The sequence below is a fragment of the Bradyrhizobium sp. LA2.1 genome (assembly GCF_040547725.1).
Classification (GTDB): Bacteria; Pseudomonadota; Alphaproteobacteria; order Rhizobiales; family Xanthobacteraceae; genus Bradyrhizobium; species Bradyrhizobium barranii.
This window is the reverse complement of sequence record NZ_JBEPQI010000016.1, coordinates 154,654-173,405: the sequence shown is the minus strand read 5'-3', so window position 1 is coordinate 173,405 and position 18,752 is coordinate 154,654. Positions and strand designations below refer to the sequence as shown.

14 protein-coding genes are annotated in these 18,752 nt (G+C 58.7%); 12 read left to right on the top strand and 2 right to left on the bottom strand.

What is annotated here, in order from left to right; translation table 11 throughout:
• Positions 1-309: 309 nt before the first annotated feature.
• Both ABIB95_RS28625 and ABIB95_RS28620 read right to left on the bottom strand, forming a co-directional pair.
• The gene (locus ABIB95_RS28625) at positions 310-1,029 is read right to left on the bottom strand and encodes a MerR family transcriptional regulator (protein WP_247457885.1); all 720 of its coding nucleotides are present in this window, start codon (positions 1,027-1,029) and stop codon (positions 310-312) included.
• Between the two features lie 1,772 nt (positions 1,030-2,801).
• Positions 2,802-3,746 carry a LysR family transcriptional regulator gene (locus ABIB95_RS28620; protein WP_354116727.1) on the bottom strand — a complete coding sequence of 315 codons (945 nt, stop codon included), beginning with the start codon at positions 3,744-3,746 and terminating at the stop codon, positions 2,802-2,804.
• 443 nt (positions 3,747-4,189) lie between these two features.
• On the opposite strand from ABIB95_RS28620, the gene ABIB95_RS28615 reads away from it, so the two are divergent.
• From ABIB95_RS28615 to nifA, 12 genes are all read left to right on the top strand, one after another.
• Positions 4,190-4,612 carry a response regulator transcription factor gene (locus ABIB95_RS28615; protein WP_354116730.1) on the top strand — a complete coding sequence of 141 codons (423 nt, stop codon included), beginning with the start codon at positions 4,190-4,192 and terminating at the stop codon, positions 4,610-4,612.
• Positions 4,603-5,235: a NodA family N-acyltransferase gene (locus ABIB95_RS28610; protein WP_247457883.1), complete on the top strand. Its 633-nt coding sequence runs from the start codon at positions 4,603-4,605 to the stop codon at positions 5,233-5,235. Before ABIB95_RS28615 ends, ABIB95_RS28610 begins: the two co-directional genes overlap by 10 nt.
• A complete protein-coding gene (gene nodB, locus ABIB95_RS28605; protein ID WP_354116726.1) occupies positions 5,232-5,891 on the top strand; it encodes a chitooligosaccharide deacetylase NodB in 660 nt (219 codons plus the stop codon). Before ABIB95_RS28610 ends, nodB begins: the two co-directional genes overlap by 4 nt.
• A gap of 14 nt (positions 5,892-5,905) precedes the next feature.
• The gene (gene nodC / locus ABIB95_RS28600) at positions 5,906-7,264 is read left to right on the top strand and encodes a chitooligosaccharide synthase NodC (RefSeq protein WP_354244221.1); all 1,359 of its coding nucleotides are present in this window, start codon (positions 5,906-5,908) and stop codon (positions 7,262-7,264) included.
• Positions 7,265-7,288: 24 nt separating this feature from the next.
• Positions 7,289-7,918, top strand: coding sequence for a nodulation methyltransferase NodS (nodS, locus tag ABIB95_RS28595; RefSeq protein WP_247457881.1), 630 nt, complete (start codon positions 7,289-7,291; stop codon positions 7,916-7,918).
• A gap of 12 nt (positions 7,919-7,930) precedes the next feature.
• Positions 7,931-9,643, top strand: a complete 1,713-nt coding sequence (gene nodU / locus ABIB95_RS28590; RefSeq protein WP_247457880.1) for a nodulation protein NodU — start codon at positions 7,931-7,933, stop codon at positions 9,641-9,643.
• Between the two features lie 4 nt (positions 9,644-9,647).
• Positions 9,648-10,562 carry a nodulation factor ABC transporter ATP-binding protein NodI gene (nodI, locus tag ABIB95_RS28585; protein ID WP_247457879.1) on the top strand — a complete coding sequence of 305 codons (915 nt, stop codon included), beginning with the start codon at positions 9,648-9,650 and terminating at the stop codon, positions 10,560-10,562.
• Positions 10,563-10,565: 3 nt separating this feature from the next.
• Complete coding sequence (locus tag ABIB95_RS28580) at positions 10,566-11,354, top strand: ABC transporter permease (RefSeq protein WP_247457878.1); 789 nt, start codon at positions 10,566-10,568, stop codon at positions 11,352-11,354.
• Between the two features lie 198 nt (positions 11,355-11,552).
• Entirely contained in the window at positions 11,553-13,559 is a 2,007-nt protein-coding gene (locus ABIB95_RS28575; RefSeq protein WP_247457877.1) for a carbamoyltransferase family protein, read from the top strand.
• A gap of 201 nt (positions 13,560-13,760) precedes the next feature.
• Positions 13,761-14,735 (top strand): nodulation protein NodZ, encoded by a 975-nt coding sequence (locus tag ABIB95_RS28570; RefSeq protein ID WP_247457876.1) that lies wholly within the window; start codon positions 13,761-13,763, stop codon positions 14,733-14,735.
• Between the two features lie 930 nt (positions 14,736-15,665).
• On the top strand, positions 15,666-16,502 hold the full coding sequence (locus tag ABIB95_RS28565; protein ID WP_247457875.1) for an SDR family NAD(P)-dependent oxidoreductase: 837 nt from the start codon (positions 15,666-15,668) through the stop codon (positions 16,500-16,502).
• 261 nt (positions 16,503-16,763) lie between these two features.
• Positions 16,764-18,521 (top strand): nif-specific transcriptional activator NifA, encoded by a 1,758-nt coding sequence (nifA, locus tag ABIB95_RS28560; RefSeq protein ID WP_247457874.1) that lies wholly within the window; start codon positions 16,764-16,766, stop codon positions 18,519-18,521.
• Positions 18,522-18,752 lie beyond the last annotated feature (231 nt).

Sequence of the window (18,752 nt, the reverse complement as noted above, 5' to 3'; positions counted from 1 at the left end):
CCAGCGCTCTCACCGGGAACTTCCGAAAGTGATGCAGATCATTGGAGTCTCCATTGGGCTAACCGGCGCTCTGTCGCTCGCCCCGCCGCTGCGTCGATGCTTTTAGAAGGTACAATTTGACGCTACGTACGAATCAAGTACTTCGAAGCGTGCTCGTCGAGCTTGGCAGAGCGAAAGTCCCCAAAGAGTGCCGACGATGCACATTCGCAGGCGAATTGCTGCGGGCCAACGATCCTCAGTCAGACAAGGATCAGCATCAGCTCATTCAGTTACAGACATTCGAGCAACCGAGTCCGAGCAGCCGGCGCGTCAACTCTTTCCGAGCCGGTTCTCCAGCGCGGCGAGGGCGAGATCCAGGTATCGCATGAGGCTCGCATCCCAGCCGGCGAGATTGTGTGGTTCGGTCAATCGCGTCAGCACCTTCAGTATCATCGAGACAGTCGAGTCAACTCCTGCGATCTCAGTCAGCAGCGAACGGGCCTGACGCGCGACCGCATTTGGTCGCTCACTGCATGGCGGCTCGCCCCGAACCATGCAGCTTCGTAGCTCGTCCCGAATCTTCCGCCACCGATCTTCGCGGCTGGCGTTAGAGGCGCACGTGCAGATGGTCGAGGGGGTACGCTCCTCAATCCGCGACATTGCATCTAACGTGGCCGGCAGCTCGTCGACACTAACTTCGGTCTCACCTTGCGTCGTCATATTGCGCAATCGATCCCGTAATAATGTCGCCCGCGCGACTTGAACTTCAATTCGCTCCAGATGGTTGCGCACTAAGTCCGTGAGAGACGTCCGTCCCTCGATGGCTTTGCGGATCTCAGGAAGCGAGAAGCCGAGCTCACGTAGCGCCCGTATCTGAGAGACGCGTTGTTGGCTTTCACGATCGTACATGCGGTGACCGCCATCGGTACGTTCGGCGGCCGTCAACAACCCGGTATGTTCGTAGTGATGCAGAGTGCGTACCGTTACGCCGGTCGCCTCTGCAAGTTCTCCAATGCGCCATCGGCGCCGTCGTGGTGTGGCGTTTGTCATGGTCCTCAATTTGCAAGCCTACAACCTGACGTCACGTGAGAATCAAGTTATTTCAATGATCTAGATGATGGTCTCTTGCTGCGAACCCCAGGAGCACTGAGCGCAAGCTGTTGATCAACCAGCCGAGACAAGCGCAAGCATCAAGTGCGCCAGCGACGCCAATTCGTCCCTCGCTGCGCGTTGCATCACAAGTCTGGCGATCGCCACGCGATTCTCGCTGGTTCGCATGCATGTCGGTAAAGACGCGATTGCTCGATCAAAAAGGTTTCCCAAGCTCGCGAGATCCTCGGGGTCGTAGACTCCGCTTGGCTTCTCCAACAGTAAGCTCCTTTGATTTGCCGCACCTTCGCTGCACGTGACGAAGCCGTTTGGCTGTGGTGGGGCAAAAAGTAGACGGAGCGGCGACTTGGTCGAAAGAATGTGACAGGTGCGTTCGTGTGGTGCCGCTGTGCAACACGGCGTTTGCTTCCCTTTTGTCCAACGCTGCCTAACCGAAACCGTGCAATTTTTGCTGGACGCTGCCGCAGCAGTGGCCATCTGCTATCTGATTGCCACGCGAAGCGAAAGCAGGTACATGCAGCCCCGCTTGCTCTTGCGACACAGTTTAAGGAATTGCGGCCGGACACAGTACTGATCTGATCAGATGGCCTCTTTCAGTCGCAATCCTTGCTGTGATCTATCGTCGAGCCAAATTGATTGGTCAATCACGCAGAGTATTCCTACCACCACATCGTGGCGTGGCCGCCCGATCGGCGCCTAACACCGTTTTCGACACGCTGCTAGTCCTGTTGAGATGGCTTTGTGGGCGCGATGGAGTTGTTCGCGCGTGGCAACATCGGGTTTGGGAATGCGCCAAGATGATGGCTGCTCTTCAACGGGCAAGTCTGCGACGCAAGGCGTCGGATAAGGCGCGCCGCAAAACCATTCCCGGCATGTTTCTCAACGCAAGCGCACTTTGCGCGGCTGGCGAAACGTTACTCGCGATTGAGGACCGAGCCTCGAAGGACGCTCGAGTATCCGTTGAACGTGGAGGCGTTCAAAACGGGTCAACGAGCGCCGGCGCCGCGCAGCCACCGCCTTGGGAAAACAAGGACGTGTCATAGCTCCTACAGCAATAGCTCGCATATCCACACGTGAGCTGGATCAGTGTTGCGCAGCGCCGTCCAGCTGTCGCGGGCAATGGCTTGCTCGTCCGGAAGCTCACTCACTTTCATTCTCGAACAGGATCGCTTTGGTGTGCGTGCGCTGGACATAGATGCTTCGGGGTAAGATAGGCAAATCATGTTATCGCACCGAAGTAGCTCTTCCGGGTCAGCGGTAAGGGGCCGTAACTCGGAACTGACGGCGGCGGCATCCCGCGCGCCACCCGCCACGACACTTTCGAAAGTAACACGACTGTCGCCAGATCCCAAAGGATGTCCCACGATCCGATGTGGCTGGATTGATCATGTCGCCCGAGATGATCAAGAGCTGCAGGTGGAGCAGGGCTTGGCAAATGGGAGCGGCGAGCGCTTCCGTGCGCCATACATTGGCACAGTTGCCGTCCTCTCATCATAAAAACTCATCCTCCAAGCACGCGCGCAGCGGGACAATGTCGCGAGCTCATGGCGAGTGGATCCAGGTTGTTCCTGGCACGATCGTCACCGCAGCGCGGGATCCACGGCGCCGTCGACGCGATCAAACTACGCTCAAGCGGGCCAAGGTCGAAAGGCCGAACACCAGCGAGCTCTGGAGCTTCGAGGTTGGCGTAGATCTGGTTCGGCCGAACAATCCTAGAATAGGCCGTGACGTTGGTTGGTCTCGGTCCGAGAGACCATCAAGGATGCCTGTTGCAAGAACATGTTGCGCATCCAAATGCTTGCAGGATCAGTATTATGAATGGCCGGCCATTGGACGGCCTCGGTGAATGTGAGAAGTCGCAGCGGAGGTTCGATGACCCGCAGGGGCATCGTGTTTGCGAAATGGCTGACCAGTCTTGAGGGCATGCTCGCTATACGGTTGGTGCCCAATAACATAGGCGGAATCATACCAAAACCCTGCACCGCGACCTCGGTGCGTATCTTGAAACCATGCTCGAGCAAGAGCCATTCCTGGAAGAGGGGCCTCAGGGTGCGCCCGAACTGGGCTTCCACGTGCCCGATCGACGTGTACATCTCGAGCGTAAGTCGCGGCGCCAGCTGCTTGTTCATCGGGCAGCCCACGCAAGCGAAAGTGTCCTCGAACAGAGCCGCCTTGGGATGCGCACTCGACATGAACATCTCGGGATACATGAGAAAATCGACCTCACCGCGCCGGAGAAGTTCATCGGGTTCCTCCACCGGCGGCAGCAACTCGAAATTGATTGTCGGAGCTTCCCGCGCGACGCGGTCCACGATAGGTCGAAGAAACACGACAGTCATGAAGTCGGACAGGATAATCCTGAATCGCCGATTCGATTGAGACGGAGTGAAGCCGTCCGGAGAAATGATCGAGAGCTGAATGTGAGCGAGAGCCTCGCGAATCGGGGCAGCGAGCGCTTGAGCCCGCGGTGTTGGGACAAGCTTCCGGCCCCTCATCGTGAATAGCTCATCGCGAAAGTAAGTGCGAAGCCGCGCGACGGCAGCACTCATGGCAGGTTGACTGAGGTTGATGCTTCTTGCCGCCGCAGTGAGATTGCCTTGCGTCACCAGGGCGTCGAACGCGACGAGGAGATTCAGATCGAGTCCCTTGAAACGCATAATCTTGAGTGATCCACGGTATGAATGTGTTCTATCGATACAATCGATTTTACCACTTGTACCGAATGAGAATAGCAAAGGATAGTTTAGCGAGATGTCAGATCTATCAGAATGGTTACATATCGTAGCGCGTCTCAGCCCAGCGCCAGGGATCGATCAAGACATCTGGAGCGTGCGGTCGCAGTTTCGTGCGTGTTGCGCAAGTCATATCTCGGCGAGCTAGCACGGTGGGGGATCCGCAAATGCGCGTCGGCGTTTAGGACGAGCAAACCTTCGTATGGCTTCGCCAACCCATTCTATACCGGCCGTGTACCGCCGTAGAATTGAGCCAAGGCTCAAGCTGGTCGTATATTTCCCTCCAGTTGGACCCCTTCGGTTGCGGGTACCAAACGAGGTTTGGTCGCATCCGATTGCGTCGTTGCTGCGGAGAAATCGTGCGGAACATGCAAGCGAAGGCGTCCTTGGCGAATCTGATGCGAGTTGCGCACACGCTCGACGTCGTATCCATTGTGAATGCAAATCGGTCAGTGCGTGAAGCTCTGACAGATGTGGTGTTTTCCGCGGGCTACGTACCCGAACCCTTCGAGAGCGCAGACGAGTTCTTGAAATCGGGCCGCCGTTTGATCACGTCGTGCTTGATCGCGGACATGCAGTCGAGCGTGATGAGTGGCTGTGAGCTTTTCCATCATCTGGCTGGATCCGGAGGCGTGATTCCCACCGTTGTGCTCACAGACAACTCCGAAGACGATATGAGTCGACCCCTCCAAGCTGGACTCCAGTTCTTGAGCAAGCCTTTCGAGCGCAGCGAACTGTTGGCCTGCGTCAGGAGCCAGATAATGAACAGGAATTACTCTCTATGGACATGATCGCGCCCGGATCCACACGAGGTGTTTCGGCGCGCCCTCCAGTTCGTTGGAGGCTGTGCTGGGAGAATGAGCTTCAACTTGCTGACCATATTGAATTGTCCGACTTCTTCCGGAAGACCTATGGTCCGACCGGGGCATTCAATGCAAAACCCTTTGAAGGTCATCGAAGCTGGGCCGGCGCAAGGCCTGAGATTCGGGCGATCGGCTACGATGATCGTGGCATCGCGATTCACATCGGCGCACTGCGCCGCTTCATAAAAGTGGGTGAGGTCGACCTGCTTGTGGCTGAACTCGGATTGTACGGGGTACGCCCGGATCTCGAGGGGCTCGGCATCAGCCACTCCATCCGCGTGATGTATCCCGTGTTGCGAGACCTTGGGGTGCCGTTCGGCTTTGGCACGGTCCGATCCGCCCTGCAGAAACATATTACCAGGCTGCTCGGGCGACAGGGATTGGCGACTGTTCTGCCAGGGCTCCGTGTCCGGTCAGCTCGTCCGGATATCTATCTCACTGTGCCTCCGACGCGCGTGGAGGACGTGGTCGGCCTCGTTCTGCCGATTGCGAGGCCAATGAGCGAATGGCCGGCCGGTGAGATGATTGAACGGAACGGGCCAGAACTGTGACCACCGCAGCCAACGAGACTGAAGCGCGGAGCGACTGCGCCGACTTGGGCGGAGAGCGCTGTGTCTATCTGACGTTTGATGATGGTCCCAACCCGCATTGCACGCCGGCTATCCTGGATGTGCTGGCGCAGCATCGGGCCCCCGCCACTTTCTGCGTGATTGGTGCATATGCAGCGGGCCAGCCGGAGCTGATCCAGCGCATCATTGCAGAAGGGCACGAACTCGCAAACCACACAATGACGCACCCGGATTTATCCAAATGCATGCCGGATGAGGTGGAATATGAGATCCTCACGACGAACAAGGTCATCGGGATGGCCTGCCCCCGAGCTTCTGTGCGGCACATGCGTGCGCCGTATGGGAGTTGGACCAAGGAGGCCCTCGCCGCGTCGGCGAAGGCCGAACTGGCAGCCCTGCACTGGTCAGTGGACCCGCAAGACTGGTCTCGTCCTGGCGGCGAGGCGATTGTTGCCGCGGTGCTGGCCTCAGTCCGGCCGGGGGCAATCGTGCTCCTGCACGACGGGTGCCCTCCCGACGAGTTGGAACGCTCCCCTCACTCTGGGCGGCGCGACCAGACTGTGACGGCGCTCGCCCAGCTTATTCCAGCACTGCATGACCTTGGATTTGCAATCCGGTCGCTTCCTCAAACTCACTGAATAGATCAATTCCCATGAGCCTGCTTGCCACCATCAGCACCGCTGCTGTTGCCTCCTACGCGTTGCTCTCCAGCGTCCATAAGAGCGCGCAGGCGCTTTATGCGCTGCGAACCGACGCCTCACTGCCGCCGTACGACCTCGTCGACACCGAAGCTCTGCCCAGCGTGGATGTCATCGTGCCCTGCTTCAACGAGGATCCGGGGATGCTGGCGGCCTGCCTGAAATCTCTCGCAAGCCAGGATTACCCAGGCCGATTGCAAGTCTATGTGGTCGATGACGGCTCTGCAAATGTCGGTGCAGTGGCCCCGGTCCATGGGAGCTACGCGTATGACCCGAGGTTCACGGTCATTCTGCTGCCAAGCAACGTTGGAAAGCGCAAGGCGCAGATCGCAGCGATACGCCGGTCGTTCGGCGATCTCGTGCTCAACGTCGATTCCGACACGGAAATCGCCAGTGACGTGGTCAGCAAGCTCGTAGGCAAGATGCAGGATCCAGCCATCGGCGCGGCCATGGGGCAATTGACGGCCAGCAACCGGAGCGACAGCTGGCTGACCCGATTGATCGACATGGAGTACTGGTTGGCTTGCAACGAAGAGCGCGCGGCGCAGACGCGCTTTGGCGCCGTCATGTGCTGCTGCGGGCCGTGTGCCATGTACCGCCGCTCCGCGCTGCTCTTGCTGCTCGACCAGTACGAGACGCAGTTCTTCCGGGGAAAGCCGAGCGACTTCGGTGAGGACCGCCATCTGACGATCCTCATGCTCAAGGCAGGGTTTCGAACCGAGTACGTTCCGGACGCCATCGCCGCCACGGTGGTCCCGGACAGGCTCTTGCCATATCTGCGGCAACAGCTCCGCTGGGCGCGGAGCACTTACCGCGACACGCTGCTCGGTTTGCACCTGTTGCCCAGCCTGGACTGGTACCTTACGCTCGACGTGCTCGGACAGAACCTCGGGCCGCTGCTGCTCGCCATCTCAACGATTGCCGCGCTCGCTCAGCTCGCGCTCACCGGCACCGTGCCCTGGTGGACCGGTCTGACCATCGGCGCGATGACCATGATTCGATGCAGCGTAGCGGCCCTTCGTGCCCGTGAGCTTCGATTTATCGGCTTCTCGCTGCACACACCGATCAACATCTTCCTCCTGCTCCCGATGAAAGCCTATGCGCTCTGTACCTTGAGCAACAGCGACTGGCTCTCGCGCAAAGTAGCGAAATCGTCAGACGTCGATGAATCGAAGGTCTCGATCGCAGACGCGACAACTGGACCAAGCCTTAACCCGGCATCGGAAACGCCTGGCTCAATTCGCGGGGCAGGTCTTTCGCGCGCTCCCTCGCAGCTGATCGCGCCTGGTGGCATTGTGGCCGAGACTGACTGAGCAGCTTTGTAGGGGGATTCAGTGGTGAGCGTGGACAAGACATATCAGTCGCTGGAACGGGAGCTGGCAAACGATGACCCGTGGCGGCTTGACGACAATCCGTTCGAACGTGAGCGTCACACCCAGTTGCTACGGCTATCGCTGTCGAACGGCGCCGTCTCAGCCGGCCTCGAGATCGGGTGCGCGGCCGGTGCATTCACAGACAAGCTTGCTCCTCACTGCAAACGGCTCACAGTCATCGATGTTATGCCGCGAGCGATCGGTCGAGCGGTCCAGCGGACCAAGAGGTGGTCACATATCAGCTGGGCGGCGACCGATATTCTGCAGTTCTCGACCGAAGAGCTGTTCGATCTGATCGTGGTGGCCGAAGTTCTCTACTATCTCGAAGACATGACACGGATGCGTACCGCAATCGACAAGATGGTGAAGATGCTTGCTCCACGTGGGCATCTGGTCTTCGGATCTGCACGTGATGCGACCTGCAGGCGATGGGGGCATGTCGCTGGCGCCGAGACAGTCATCACGATTTTGACTGAAGCGCTCATTGAGGTCGAACGCGTGCAGTGCCAGGGGCAGTCGACTGACGAAGACTGCTTGTTGGTCCGCTTTCGCAATCCGGAGCGAACTTCGATCCCTCCCAACGGCCGAGCTTGAAAAGGAGCCACTATGCGTATCTGCGGTATCAAGTTGACGCATGACGGGGCAGTCGCTCTGATCGAGGACGGCCGGGTGGTGTTTTGTATCGAACAGGAGAAGCTGAACAACAATCCGCGTTATCAAACCATTGAAAACCTGGATGCGGTTGTTAGCGCCTTGGCGGAGCACGGGCTGGATCCGAACGATGTTGATCAGTTCGTCATTGATGGCTGGGATGGAGAGTTCGAGTCCCAGTTTGAAGTCCTTAGTGGGACGACGACGATCAAGCTCAAGGGCGCGCCGTATGTCGAACGGCAAGGCGATAGCCCCCTGACGTCCCGCGATCGCATCGGCCTCATGCTTGACGGGAAGCTATATCCCTATCAAAGCTATCCCCATGTCACCGGGCACGTAGCATCCGCATACTGCGCCAGCTCGTTTGCCAAATCCGCACAATCTGCTTTTTGCTTGGTGTGGGACGGCTGCATGTTTCCACGCCTCTACTATGTCGAGCCTCACGGCATCCGGTTCATCGAGTGCCTGTTTCCGATGATAGGTCACGCCTATGCGACGGCAGGACATCACTTTGGACCTTACAGGCGGGCAGACCGGACCAGCTGGGATCTCGGTATTGCCGGCAAGCTGATGGCCTATATCGCCCTGGGATCCCCCGACGAGGACAGTATTAAGACGTTTCAGGAACTTTATGAGGCGCACTTTGCCGCGGATGCTGAGGGCGCTTGTCCTGAGCCTGAAGAGATCAACAGCTCACAATCGCCACTTGAAGCTCTGCACGACTTCTTCGATGCGTGCGCAGTGCGATTGAAGGGAAAGCAAGCCGAAGACGTCCTTGCGTCATTTCACGTCTTCCTAGAGCGTCTGCTGGTTCGCACCATTGCTGATGTTGTGGAGCGGCATTCGGATCTTGCGGGGGCGCGTAACCTCTGCATAGCCGGCGGCTGTGGCCTGAATATTAAGTGGAATAGTGCATTTCGTGCGACAGGCCTGTTCGATATCGTGTGGGTGCCGCCCTTTCCGAACGACAGCGGCTCAGCCATTGGTGCTGCTTGCTCTGCACTGGCGGCACAGCAAGGCTTTAGAGCTCTGGAATGGTCGGTCTACAGTGGACCGGCCCTTCGTCCCAGCGAAGTCCCGCCCGAATGGGAGGGCGCGCCCTGCACTATGGGCGAACTTGCGGCAATCCTCGCTTGCGACAAGCCCGTGATCTTCCTTGCCGGGCGTGCCGAGCTCGGACCACGAGCCTTGGGTGGCAGAAGCATTCTCGCGGCTGCAAGCTGGGAAGGAATGAAAGATCATCTCAACGACATCAAACTTCGTGAGCATTTCAGGCCGGTAGCGCCGATATGCCTGGAGGATCGTGCGGCGGAGATTTTTAGCCCTGGGATACCCGATCCGTACATGCTGTTCGATCACCAGACCCGACCGGAATGGCGCGAGAAAATTCCCGCCGTCGTGCATCTCGATGGATCTGCTCGTCTACAGACCGTTTCCAGAACCTCTCAGCATAAAGTGGCCGAGCTTCTCGTCGAGTACGAGAAGCTCACAGCCATTCCGCTGCTTTGCAATACCAGCGCCAATCTGCATGGACGCGGCTTTTTCCCGGATGCTGCCGCCGCGTGCCAGTGGGGACGCGTCGATCACGTATGGTGTGACGGCCTGCTTTGGACAAAAAAGCGCGCGAGCGAGAAAGCGGCGCGAACAACGTCCGTCGCGATGGCGTAAACAAATGTCAGCCGCGGCAGTCGACCTTTTCCAGGTGAGCAAGTTCTACGACGACAGGCTCGTCGTGGACGCTCTCTCGTTTACGGTCGCGCCGGGAGAGTGCTTCGGTCTGCTGGGACCAAACGGCGCGGGTAAAAGCACGCTTGCGCGTTTGATCCTGGGTGTTGCGTCGCCCGACGCAGGTAAGATATGCGTGCTCGGGGAGCCAGTGCCGGCACGGGCGCGCTTGGCGCGGCGGGGGATCGGGGTTGTCCCACAGTTCGATAACCTTGATCTTCAGCTTACGGTGCGCGAAAACTTGCTCGTTTTCGGGCGCTACTTCGCCATGAGCGCGGCTGAGGTGAAAGCGGTCACGCCGTCCCTACTCGAATTCGCGCGCCTGGAGAACAAGGCGGATGCCCGCGTCGCCGAACTGTCCGGCGGCATGAAGCGACGCCTGACGCTGGCGCGGGCCCTCATTAACGACCCGCAGCTCCTGGTGCTTGATGAGCCGACGACGGGCCTCGATCCGCACGGCCGTCACCTGATCTGGGAACGCTTGCGCTCGCTATTAGGGCGCGGCAAAACGATCCTTCTCACCACCCACTTCATGGAAGAGGCGGAGCGATTGTGCGACCGCCTGTGCGTGCTTGAGCACGGCCGCAAGATCGCCGAAGGTGCGCCTCACGCGCTGATCGAGCAGCAGATCGGCTGCCACGTGATCGAGATTTACGGCGGTAATCCGCATGAACTGCTGCCGCTGGTCAGACCCCAAGTGCAGCGCGCTGAGGTGAGCGGGGAGACGCTCTTCTGCTATGTCACGGATCCAGAGCAGGTGCGCCTCCGGCTTGCCAACCGCACGGATCTCCGCCTTCTGCAGCGTCCTCCAAATCTGGAGGATGTCTTCTTGCGGCTAACCGGGCGAGAGATAAAGGACTGAACGATGTGGCAACGCTTTGCGCCGGCGCTCCCTGCTAATCCATGGAACTGGATCGCGGTATGGCGCCGCAATTTTCTGGTCTGGCGGAAAGTCGCTCTGGCATCGGTTCTTGGGAATCTGGCCGAGCCGATGAGCTCTCTGTTCGGTCTCGGTTTTGGCCTTGGAATGATCATAGGTGGCGTTGAGGGGACCTCATACATATCGTTTCTGGCGGCTGGCATGGTCGCCACAAGCGCGATGGTCTCCGCAACCTTCGAAACGATCTATGCGGCTTACGCTCGCATGCAGACAAATTGCACGTGGGAGGCAATGCTCTGTACGCCCCTTACGCTCGGCGACATTGTTCTTGGTGAAGTGGCATGGGCAGCGAGCAAGGCCTTGCTCGCCGGGACGGCGATCACGATTGTCGCCGTCGCGCTGGGTTACGCAGAGTGGTCATCCATCCCCTATGCGTTACCAGCCATCGCCCTCACTGGCGTTACTTTCGCGAGCCTTGCAATGGTCGTTTCAGCACTTGCACCGAGCCACGACTACTTCATCTTCTACCAGTCGCTCATTCTCACGCCCATGATGTATTTGAGCGGGACGATCTTCCCAATGAGCCAGTTGCCCGGTTCATTTCAACGCATCGCGGCCTTATTGCCGCTGACTCATTCGGTCGATCTCATTCGTCCAGCAATGCTCGGTCGGCCGGTCGAGAGCGTCGGATTGCATGTGGGCGCACTTTGCATCTTCGCAGCATTTCCCTTCCTCGTCTCGGCCGTGCTGCTTCGGCAGCGCTTGATGCGGTGAGACGAACAAGACCTAAAGCGAAGCATCGCGTGTGCGAGAGGAGATATCGGGCGTAGCGAACTTCCAATCGCGTGCGACGCTTAAATGCGTCTCGTCAGCTAGCGATGCCTGATCGGCCCCGCGGGGACGTGCGGCCTACTCCCAAAGCAAGCGATACGAAATAGGCCGACAGGCCTCTCAGGATTAACGGAGAACAAGATGCTGTGTCTAGGATTGAGTGGCGGCCTCGACAAGGTCTATGAAAACCCCCTTGGACTACCGGACACGTTTCTGCACGACGGCGCCGCGGTACTTGTCAAGGACGGGCGCGTGATCGCTGCCGTGGAAGAGGAGCGCCTCAACCGGATCAAACATTCAAACAAGCTCCCGAGCAGTGCGATCGAATACTGTCTTGCAGCCGCGGGTGTGGAGCTTCGCGACGTCGATCGTATTGCGTTCTACGCTACTGAAGCCTATTGCAATGCAATGCTCGAACGGTTGTTCATCTCACAACCGGAAATCTCAATTCCCCTAGACGCGAATCTGCTGCTACGGCACCTTCTAGCCACGGAGTTCGGTACCCAAGTGGATCCTTCCCGGGTGTCATTCGTAGGCCACCATCAGGCCCACGCCGTGAGCGCTCTGGCCATGTCGGGTTTTGAAGAAAGTCTGGTCCTCGCGATCGACGGTTGTGGCGACTTCCTGTCGGGTCTCTTGGCTGTCGGGTCAGGCAGCGAAATGACCGAGCTTATGACGTTTCCAGAGAATAACTCTCTCGGACTGTTCTATCTGGAGACGATCCGATATCTCGGCTACGGCCTGTTCGACGAGTATAAGGTTATGGGACTGGCTCCTTACGGAGATCCCGCACGCTATCGCGAGCTCTTTTCGCAATTTTATGAGCTCTCCGCAAACGGTGGCTACCGCGTTCACCTCGAACGTATCGGCCCGGCATTGCTGCGCAGTATCGAGATCCGGCGAAAGGGAATGCCGTTCACCCAACAGCATCGAGACGTGAGCGCATCGTTGCAGGAGGCGCTGGAGCGGATCGTGTTTCACATTCTTCGGCATTACCGTGAGTCGACCGGAATGAAACGGTTGTGCCTCGCTGGCGGGGTAGCCCACAACTGCACGCTGAACGGAAAACTCCTGTATTCAGGCCTGTTCGAAGACATCTTCGTGCAGCCGGCCGCGCATGACGCCGGATGCGCATTGGGCGCGGCACTGATGGTGTCGAACGAGGCCGGGCAACCTGCGCCCCGCGAGCGATTACAGTCGGTTTATTGGGGGCCAGATGTCGGCAGCGACGACAGCATCGAACAGGAACTGAAGGGATGGGCCGGACACCTCGAGATTGAGCGGACCGCTGACGTCGCAACCAGAGCAGCCGAGTGGATGGCTGATGGCGCCGTGATCGGGTGGGTACAGGGCCGGTCGGAGTTCGGCCCTCGTGCGCTCGGCAACCGCAGTATTCTTGCGGACCCGAGGCCCGCGGCGAACAAGGACCGGATCAATGCGATGGTCAAGAAGCGCGAGAGTTATCGACCATTTGCGCCATCGGTTCTGGAGGAGGATGCGGGCGCGTTCTTTGAGCTGCCGGATGGTCGCGCAGAATACCCCTTCATGAATTTCGTCGTTCGCGTGCGTGAATCCAAGCGTGCTTTGCTGGGCGCGATCACGCATATTGATGGTACGGCTCGGCTGCAAACGGTTTCCCGCACGAACAATGCCTCCTATTGGGAACTCATCAACGCGTTCAAGAGCCGGACAGGCGTCCCGATTTTGCTTAATACGTCGTTCAACAACAATGCCGAACCGATCGTAGATTCCGTTGCCGATGCGATTACGGCGTTTTTGTCGACCGAGCTTGATGGCCTTGTGGTCGGTTCATTCCTCGTCAAGAAGCGGGCAACAATGCTCGAAAGCTGGACAGCACTCGCTGTATCACTGCCGCCCCATGTATCTCTTTACCGAGTTCGCGCTCATGCGGGCCGAGAACGCCAGGAGACAGTCTGCGAGATCCGCATGGGTCACTCCAGCCAGGACAGCGTGCGCATCTCGCATGACCTGTTCGACATGCTGATGCAAATTGAGAAGGAAGCTGTTCTTGCCGATCTTCTCGCCAGGGTCACCTCTGACAGGACTAGGCGAGAAGCTCTCGTGAACGAACTGCGCGGGCTCTGGGATCTGCGCCGTATTCGGCTGCATCCGTCAAAGACTGCGTGATCGTAGAAGGTGAGCAATGCGGAAGAGGGCTCTTTGGAGGCCTCTTGCATGACCTGCCAATCGCGGTGCCGTGGAGGAGGGCTTGCAGGTTGATTGCCTTGCGCCCAGGTGACCAGCCGTCCATTGGCGTGGATCGGAATCGCAGATGAGTAGGTGGCGCCACACAAAACTGATCTTGCGCAACGAGAAGGGTTTGATGACTTGACCAAGGAACGCTTTGTTATTTCTCGGAGGCGTACCGGCTTTGGTGACTGCCTCTGGTCGCTGGCGTCAGCCTGGTCGTACGCGCAGCGGACCGGGCGGACGCTCGTCGTTGACTGGCGCGGTTCCTGCTACATCGACCGACCGTTCAGCAACGCCTTTCCGGTGTTCTTCGAGCCGGTTGAGGACATCGCTGGGGTACCGGTGATTTGCGATGACCGGATCAACCAGCTCTCGTTTCCCGGACCGTTCTTCCCGCGGTGGTGGAATAGGCCATCGGTCGACTGCATTAATCGTCCGGATGAGCAGATCTTCCGAGAACGTGACGAACTGACCGAGCTGTTCCAAGCAAGAGAAGATAACGAAGCCAACACCATTGTCTGTGACGCCTGCCTGATGTGGCGTTGTGGCGAGGAAGCCGAACGACTGATCTTTCGGAACATCAAGCTCAGGTCTGAGATACAAGCGCGGATCGACGACTTGTATGAGAAACATTTTAGCGGCCATAGCATCATTGGCGTTCATGTTCGGCACGGCAATGGCGAAGATATCATGGAGCATGCGCCGTACTGGGCTGATTCGGAGCTCGCCCTTAGTCAGGTCTGCATGGCAATCCGTAAAGCCAAAGCCTTGCCATATCCAAAGCCCGTAAAGGTCTTTCTGTGCACGGACAGTGCACAGGTGCTCGATCGCCTATCGGGTCTGTTTCCCGATGTCTTCGCCGTACCAAAACGTTTCCAGGCCGATCGGGCAGGGCCGTTGCATAGTGCGGAAATGGGAATTGAAGGTGGAGCTTCCGCTCTCATCGACATGTATCTTCTTGCGCGCTGCGCTACCGTGATCCGCTTTCCCCCCACCAGCGCCTTCACGCGCTATGCCCGTCTGCTCGTGCCACGGATTATTGAATTCGACCAGAGCAATCCGAAGCGCTTGACCATGATCGATAATCCAAACGAGCATTTCGCGGCTTGCTGAAGCGCCAGAATGTGGGCCTGAACAATGGCGGGCTAGATCATCGGTCTGATGCTGCTTGCTTCGAAACCGTCGAGTTTCGCAACGTGTCGCAGGAACGTTGGATGGCGATTTCCGTCCCGCAAGCGACGGCTGACCGGCGCACTACCACGGATGCGGTGCGGTGGGAGGGCGAACGACTCAGAAGCGTAAGGCCAATGCCAGCGGGCGCCGGCGGCCTTGCCCCGCAATGCTTCGGGCCCTCCGGTGTAAGTCGAAGGCCGCGCAGAAAGGTTATGGTTCTGTCATCCTCCGGCCAAATCCGCCATCGCTGGCCAGACGGTGAAAAGCACGGCAATGGCAGTCCGGGTCGCCGAGGAAATCTGACGTAACAGACAGTCACGTCAGAATGTCCCAGCAGCAAGGAGGCGCAGCCGGTAGATGGATTGCCTTTGCTGGGCAACCCTTTTGCAGTCAGCTCGTTTTCTGGACGACGGTCTTGTTCATGCTCGCTCGCAGAGTCCTTTCGAACGGAGGTCTGATGAACCGCGCGGCCGGTGGCCCATCGATATTGCTCAAGAGCCGTATGTGCGGCCGCGCGTAACCAGACGAAGACAAACTTGGACGAACCGGCCATTGAATCCTGATCTCCGCCAAAGGCAGCTAATCTATCTCGTCAGCGCGCATGAGCCACAGACCACTCGTGGAGTGGTGACGCAGTGAGCTCGCCATGGAAACCCCAGCCTCTCGGCTCGAAGGCGTGGCGCACGCAGTGGGCAGAACGCGGGAGCTCGACGACAGCCATTGCTGCGGCGTTGCCGGTGTCGAAAAGCAAACAGGTCGATGTTCGGAACCTGCCATTTGCGTCCTAAAAGCGCGCCACCTGTGCCCTGCGTCGCTCTGGCCCGGATCCTGCACCAGGTGCACAGCCGAGGGAGCGGAAGGGAGTCGCGTGTGAATCTAGGTCTATCGGATGACAATGCGGTCGCAGCTAAATCGTCGGAAACGGACCCGCGTGGTCCAATTCACGCCGATGGAGCGGGCCGTCCGCTGCGTGAGCGGAAGACGCTGGTATTGACCGGGGCATCGCGCGGTATCGGTCGCGCCACCGGAAGATTGTTCTCGGAAGCCGGTTGGCGCATCATTTCTTGCGCGCGCCAACCATTCGACGCGGTGCGCTGCCCATGGGACTCAGAGGGGGATAGCTATATCGAAGTCGACCTAAGCGATCATCGGACGCTACCGCGCGTGATTGCCCAGATAAAGGAGCGCCTTGCCGGCGCACCGCTGCAGGGACTGATAAACAATGCCGGAAACTCACCAAAAGCGCCAAACGGTGCCCGGCTTACGTCGCTGGCGACCTCAGTCGATACCTGGATGAGCGTGTTCCACCTCAATCTGGTGGCGCCGATCCTGCTCGCTCAAGGTCTGTTCGATGAGCTAAAAGCGGCTTCAGGCTCGATCGTCAATGTGACTTCGATCGCCGGAGCGCGGGTGCATCCATTTGCAGGCACGGCATATGCCACGTCGAAAGCTGCGCTCGCTTGTCTCACGCGCGAAATGGCGCACGATTACGCCTCACATGGCATTCGCGTCAATGCAATCGCGCCCGGCGAAATCAAGACGGACATTTTGTCGCCTGACACGGAAGCGCATCTTGTGCCAATGATCCCACTACGCCGGGTGGGTACACCCGAAGAGGTCGCAAAGGTCATTTTCTTCCTATGTTCAGATGCGGCAAGTTATGTCACTGGCGCCGAAGTGCCGATCAATGGCGGGCAACACTTGTGAGTGAATCCGTCCCTGGCGAACCCGGCTAACTGAGCTTCATCGATGGAAGCCATGTTGGCCGGGGCTGATCCGCGCAGTGAGTTGGAAAGAATAAGGCGGAAGATCTAGTCACTGTAAGTGCTGCCGGGGTGCCATGAAGAGGCGTCATCTCTCGCCCCCGCCCTGAGAACTGGTTGTCAGATCGAGGCAGGCATGCAACACGAGTCTAACAAGTCCGATCGAGGTGATGGGGGGGATCAAGATAGGAACGGAGAAGTCATTATGCTGGACAGCGTTTCCCTGCGCGAAAGACCAAACTCAACCTCCGACGCGGACCCTTCCGCTTCTATTCTGCCGTCGCAAGAGAAATCGCTAAGCACGATCGTTGAAATAGCGCACACGCTCACCGGCCTATGCCGGCTCGAAGCCAAACTGGCGAGCGTCATCGAGCGTCTGCCCTCGCTCATGCAGATGCGGCGCGGCATCGTATGTCTGTTCGAACATGACGGGGTGCCCCAGATCATCGTAGATGACGTCCGGAGCGAAGGGCGCGACGCGCGTTGCGGGGGCCGCTTGCCGCAAGGAGCAATCGATCAAATTGTGGCGACGGGGCGGCCCCTCGTCGTCGATAACGTAGCGCTGCATTCGATCTTCAGTCCTTCGGACGTCGAGATGCTAGACGCAGCCGGTAATACGTGTGTTGCGTTCATCGGCGTTCCCATAGAGATTGACGAGAAAGTTGTGGGTGCGCTGAGCATCGACCGCATCGCAGACAACGGGACGCATGCGCAGCTCGAGGACGACCTCGGCCTGCTGACGATGGTCGCAAGCCTTCTGGGCCAGACGGCGAAGCTGCATTGCACCTTTGTGCGCGACCGCGGGCGGCTTATGGATGAGGAGTTCCGGATGCAGAAGCAGCTGTCGTCCGAGCTCATGCCTCATGGGCGGGAGCGTAAGAAGGTCCAAGTCGAGGGAATTATCGGCGACAGTCCGGCGCTGCGCGCGATGCTTGAGAAGATCGAGCTGATCGCAAAATCGAATAGCACCGTTCTGTTGCGTGGCGAATCGGGTACCGGCAAAGAGCTGGTCGCGAAGGCTATTCACGAGCGTTCAGGCCGCGCCAAACGCCCCTTTATCAAACTCAATTGCGCAGCCCTCACCGAGACGGTGCTGGAATCCGAATTGTTCGGTCACGAGAAGGGGGCGTTTACGGGCGCATTCAACGCGCGCAAGGGTCGCTTCGAACTCGCCGACAAGGGAACGTTGTTTCTGGATGAGATTGGCGAGATCTCGGCTTCGTTTCAGGCGAAACTCCTGCGCGTGCTTCAGGAGCAGGAGTTCGAGCGGGTGGGCGGCAATCAGACGATCAAAGTCGACGTCCGCGTGATTGCAGCCACGAATAAGAATCTTGAAGAGGCGGTGGCAAGGAAGGACTTTCGTGCCGATCTCTATTATCGCATTAGCGTGGTTCCGCTGCTACTGCCGCCGCTGCGCGAACGACGCACTGATATTCCGCTTCTCGCCGCTCGATTCTTGAAGAACTTCAACAATGAGAACGGCCGTGCTCTGGTCGTCGATTCAAGTGCGATTGACGTTCTTATGAATTGCGGATTTCCCGGTAATGTCCGCGAGCTGGAGAACTGTGTGCAGCGGACCGCGACCCTGGCGCACGGATCGTCGATCGCAAGAGACGATTTTGCCTGCTGGCACGGGCAATGCCTGTCCGCCACGCTATGGAAGCCCGGGCCGGAGCAAGTGGCGCGACAGCAGAGCCCGATAATCTCACTTCCCGCGAGGCTGAGCATGCCGCCGACACAAGCTGTGGCACACGTTCAGCCGGTCGGTAGCGAACTGACGCCGCTAGAGCCACCCGGCCGACCTAGCATAGGTGCCGCCAAGGTCACAGATCGCGAGCGCGTAATCGCGGCGATGGAAAGGTCGGGGTGGGTACAGGCCAAGGCGGCGCGCCTGCTTGGACTGACGCCGCGCCAGATTGGCTATGCCTTGAGAAGGCACGGTATCGAGATCAAGCGCTTCTGAATAAAAAGTCGGCTAGCGTCTCTCTCGATCGTCGGGCGCGGTAGGAGAGCGTGCGCAAGAGGCGGTACTCTGGTCCATGAAGCGGATACGAAACCGATGTGCTCTGCTTGGGGGTGGCCATGCCGGGAGCGTAAGCCCTCTTCGCGTCAGCCGCGTGCTAGTCATCGGCTTGCAATGTATTCGCCCGATGAGAAGTGATTAGGTGTCGAACTAGCGCAAGATCGCGGCCGC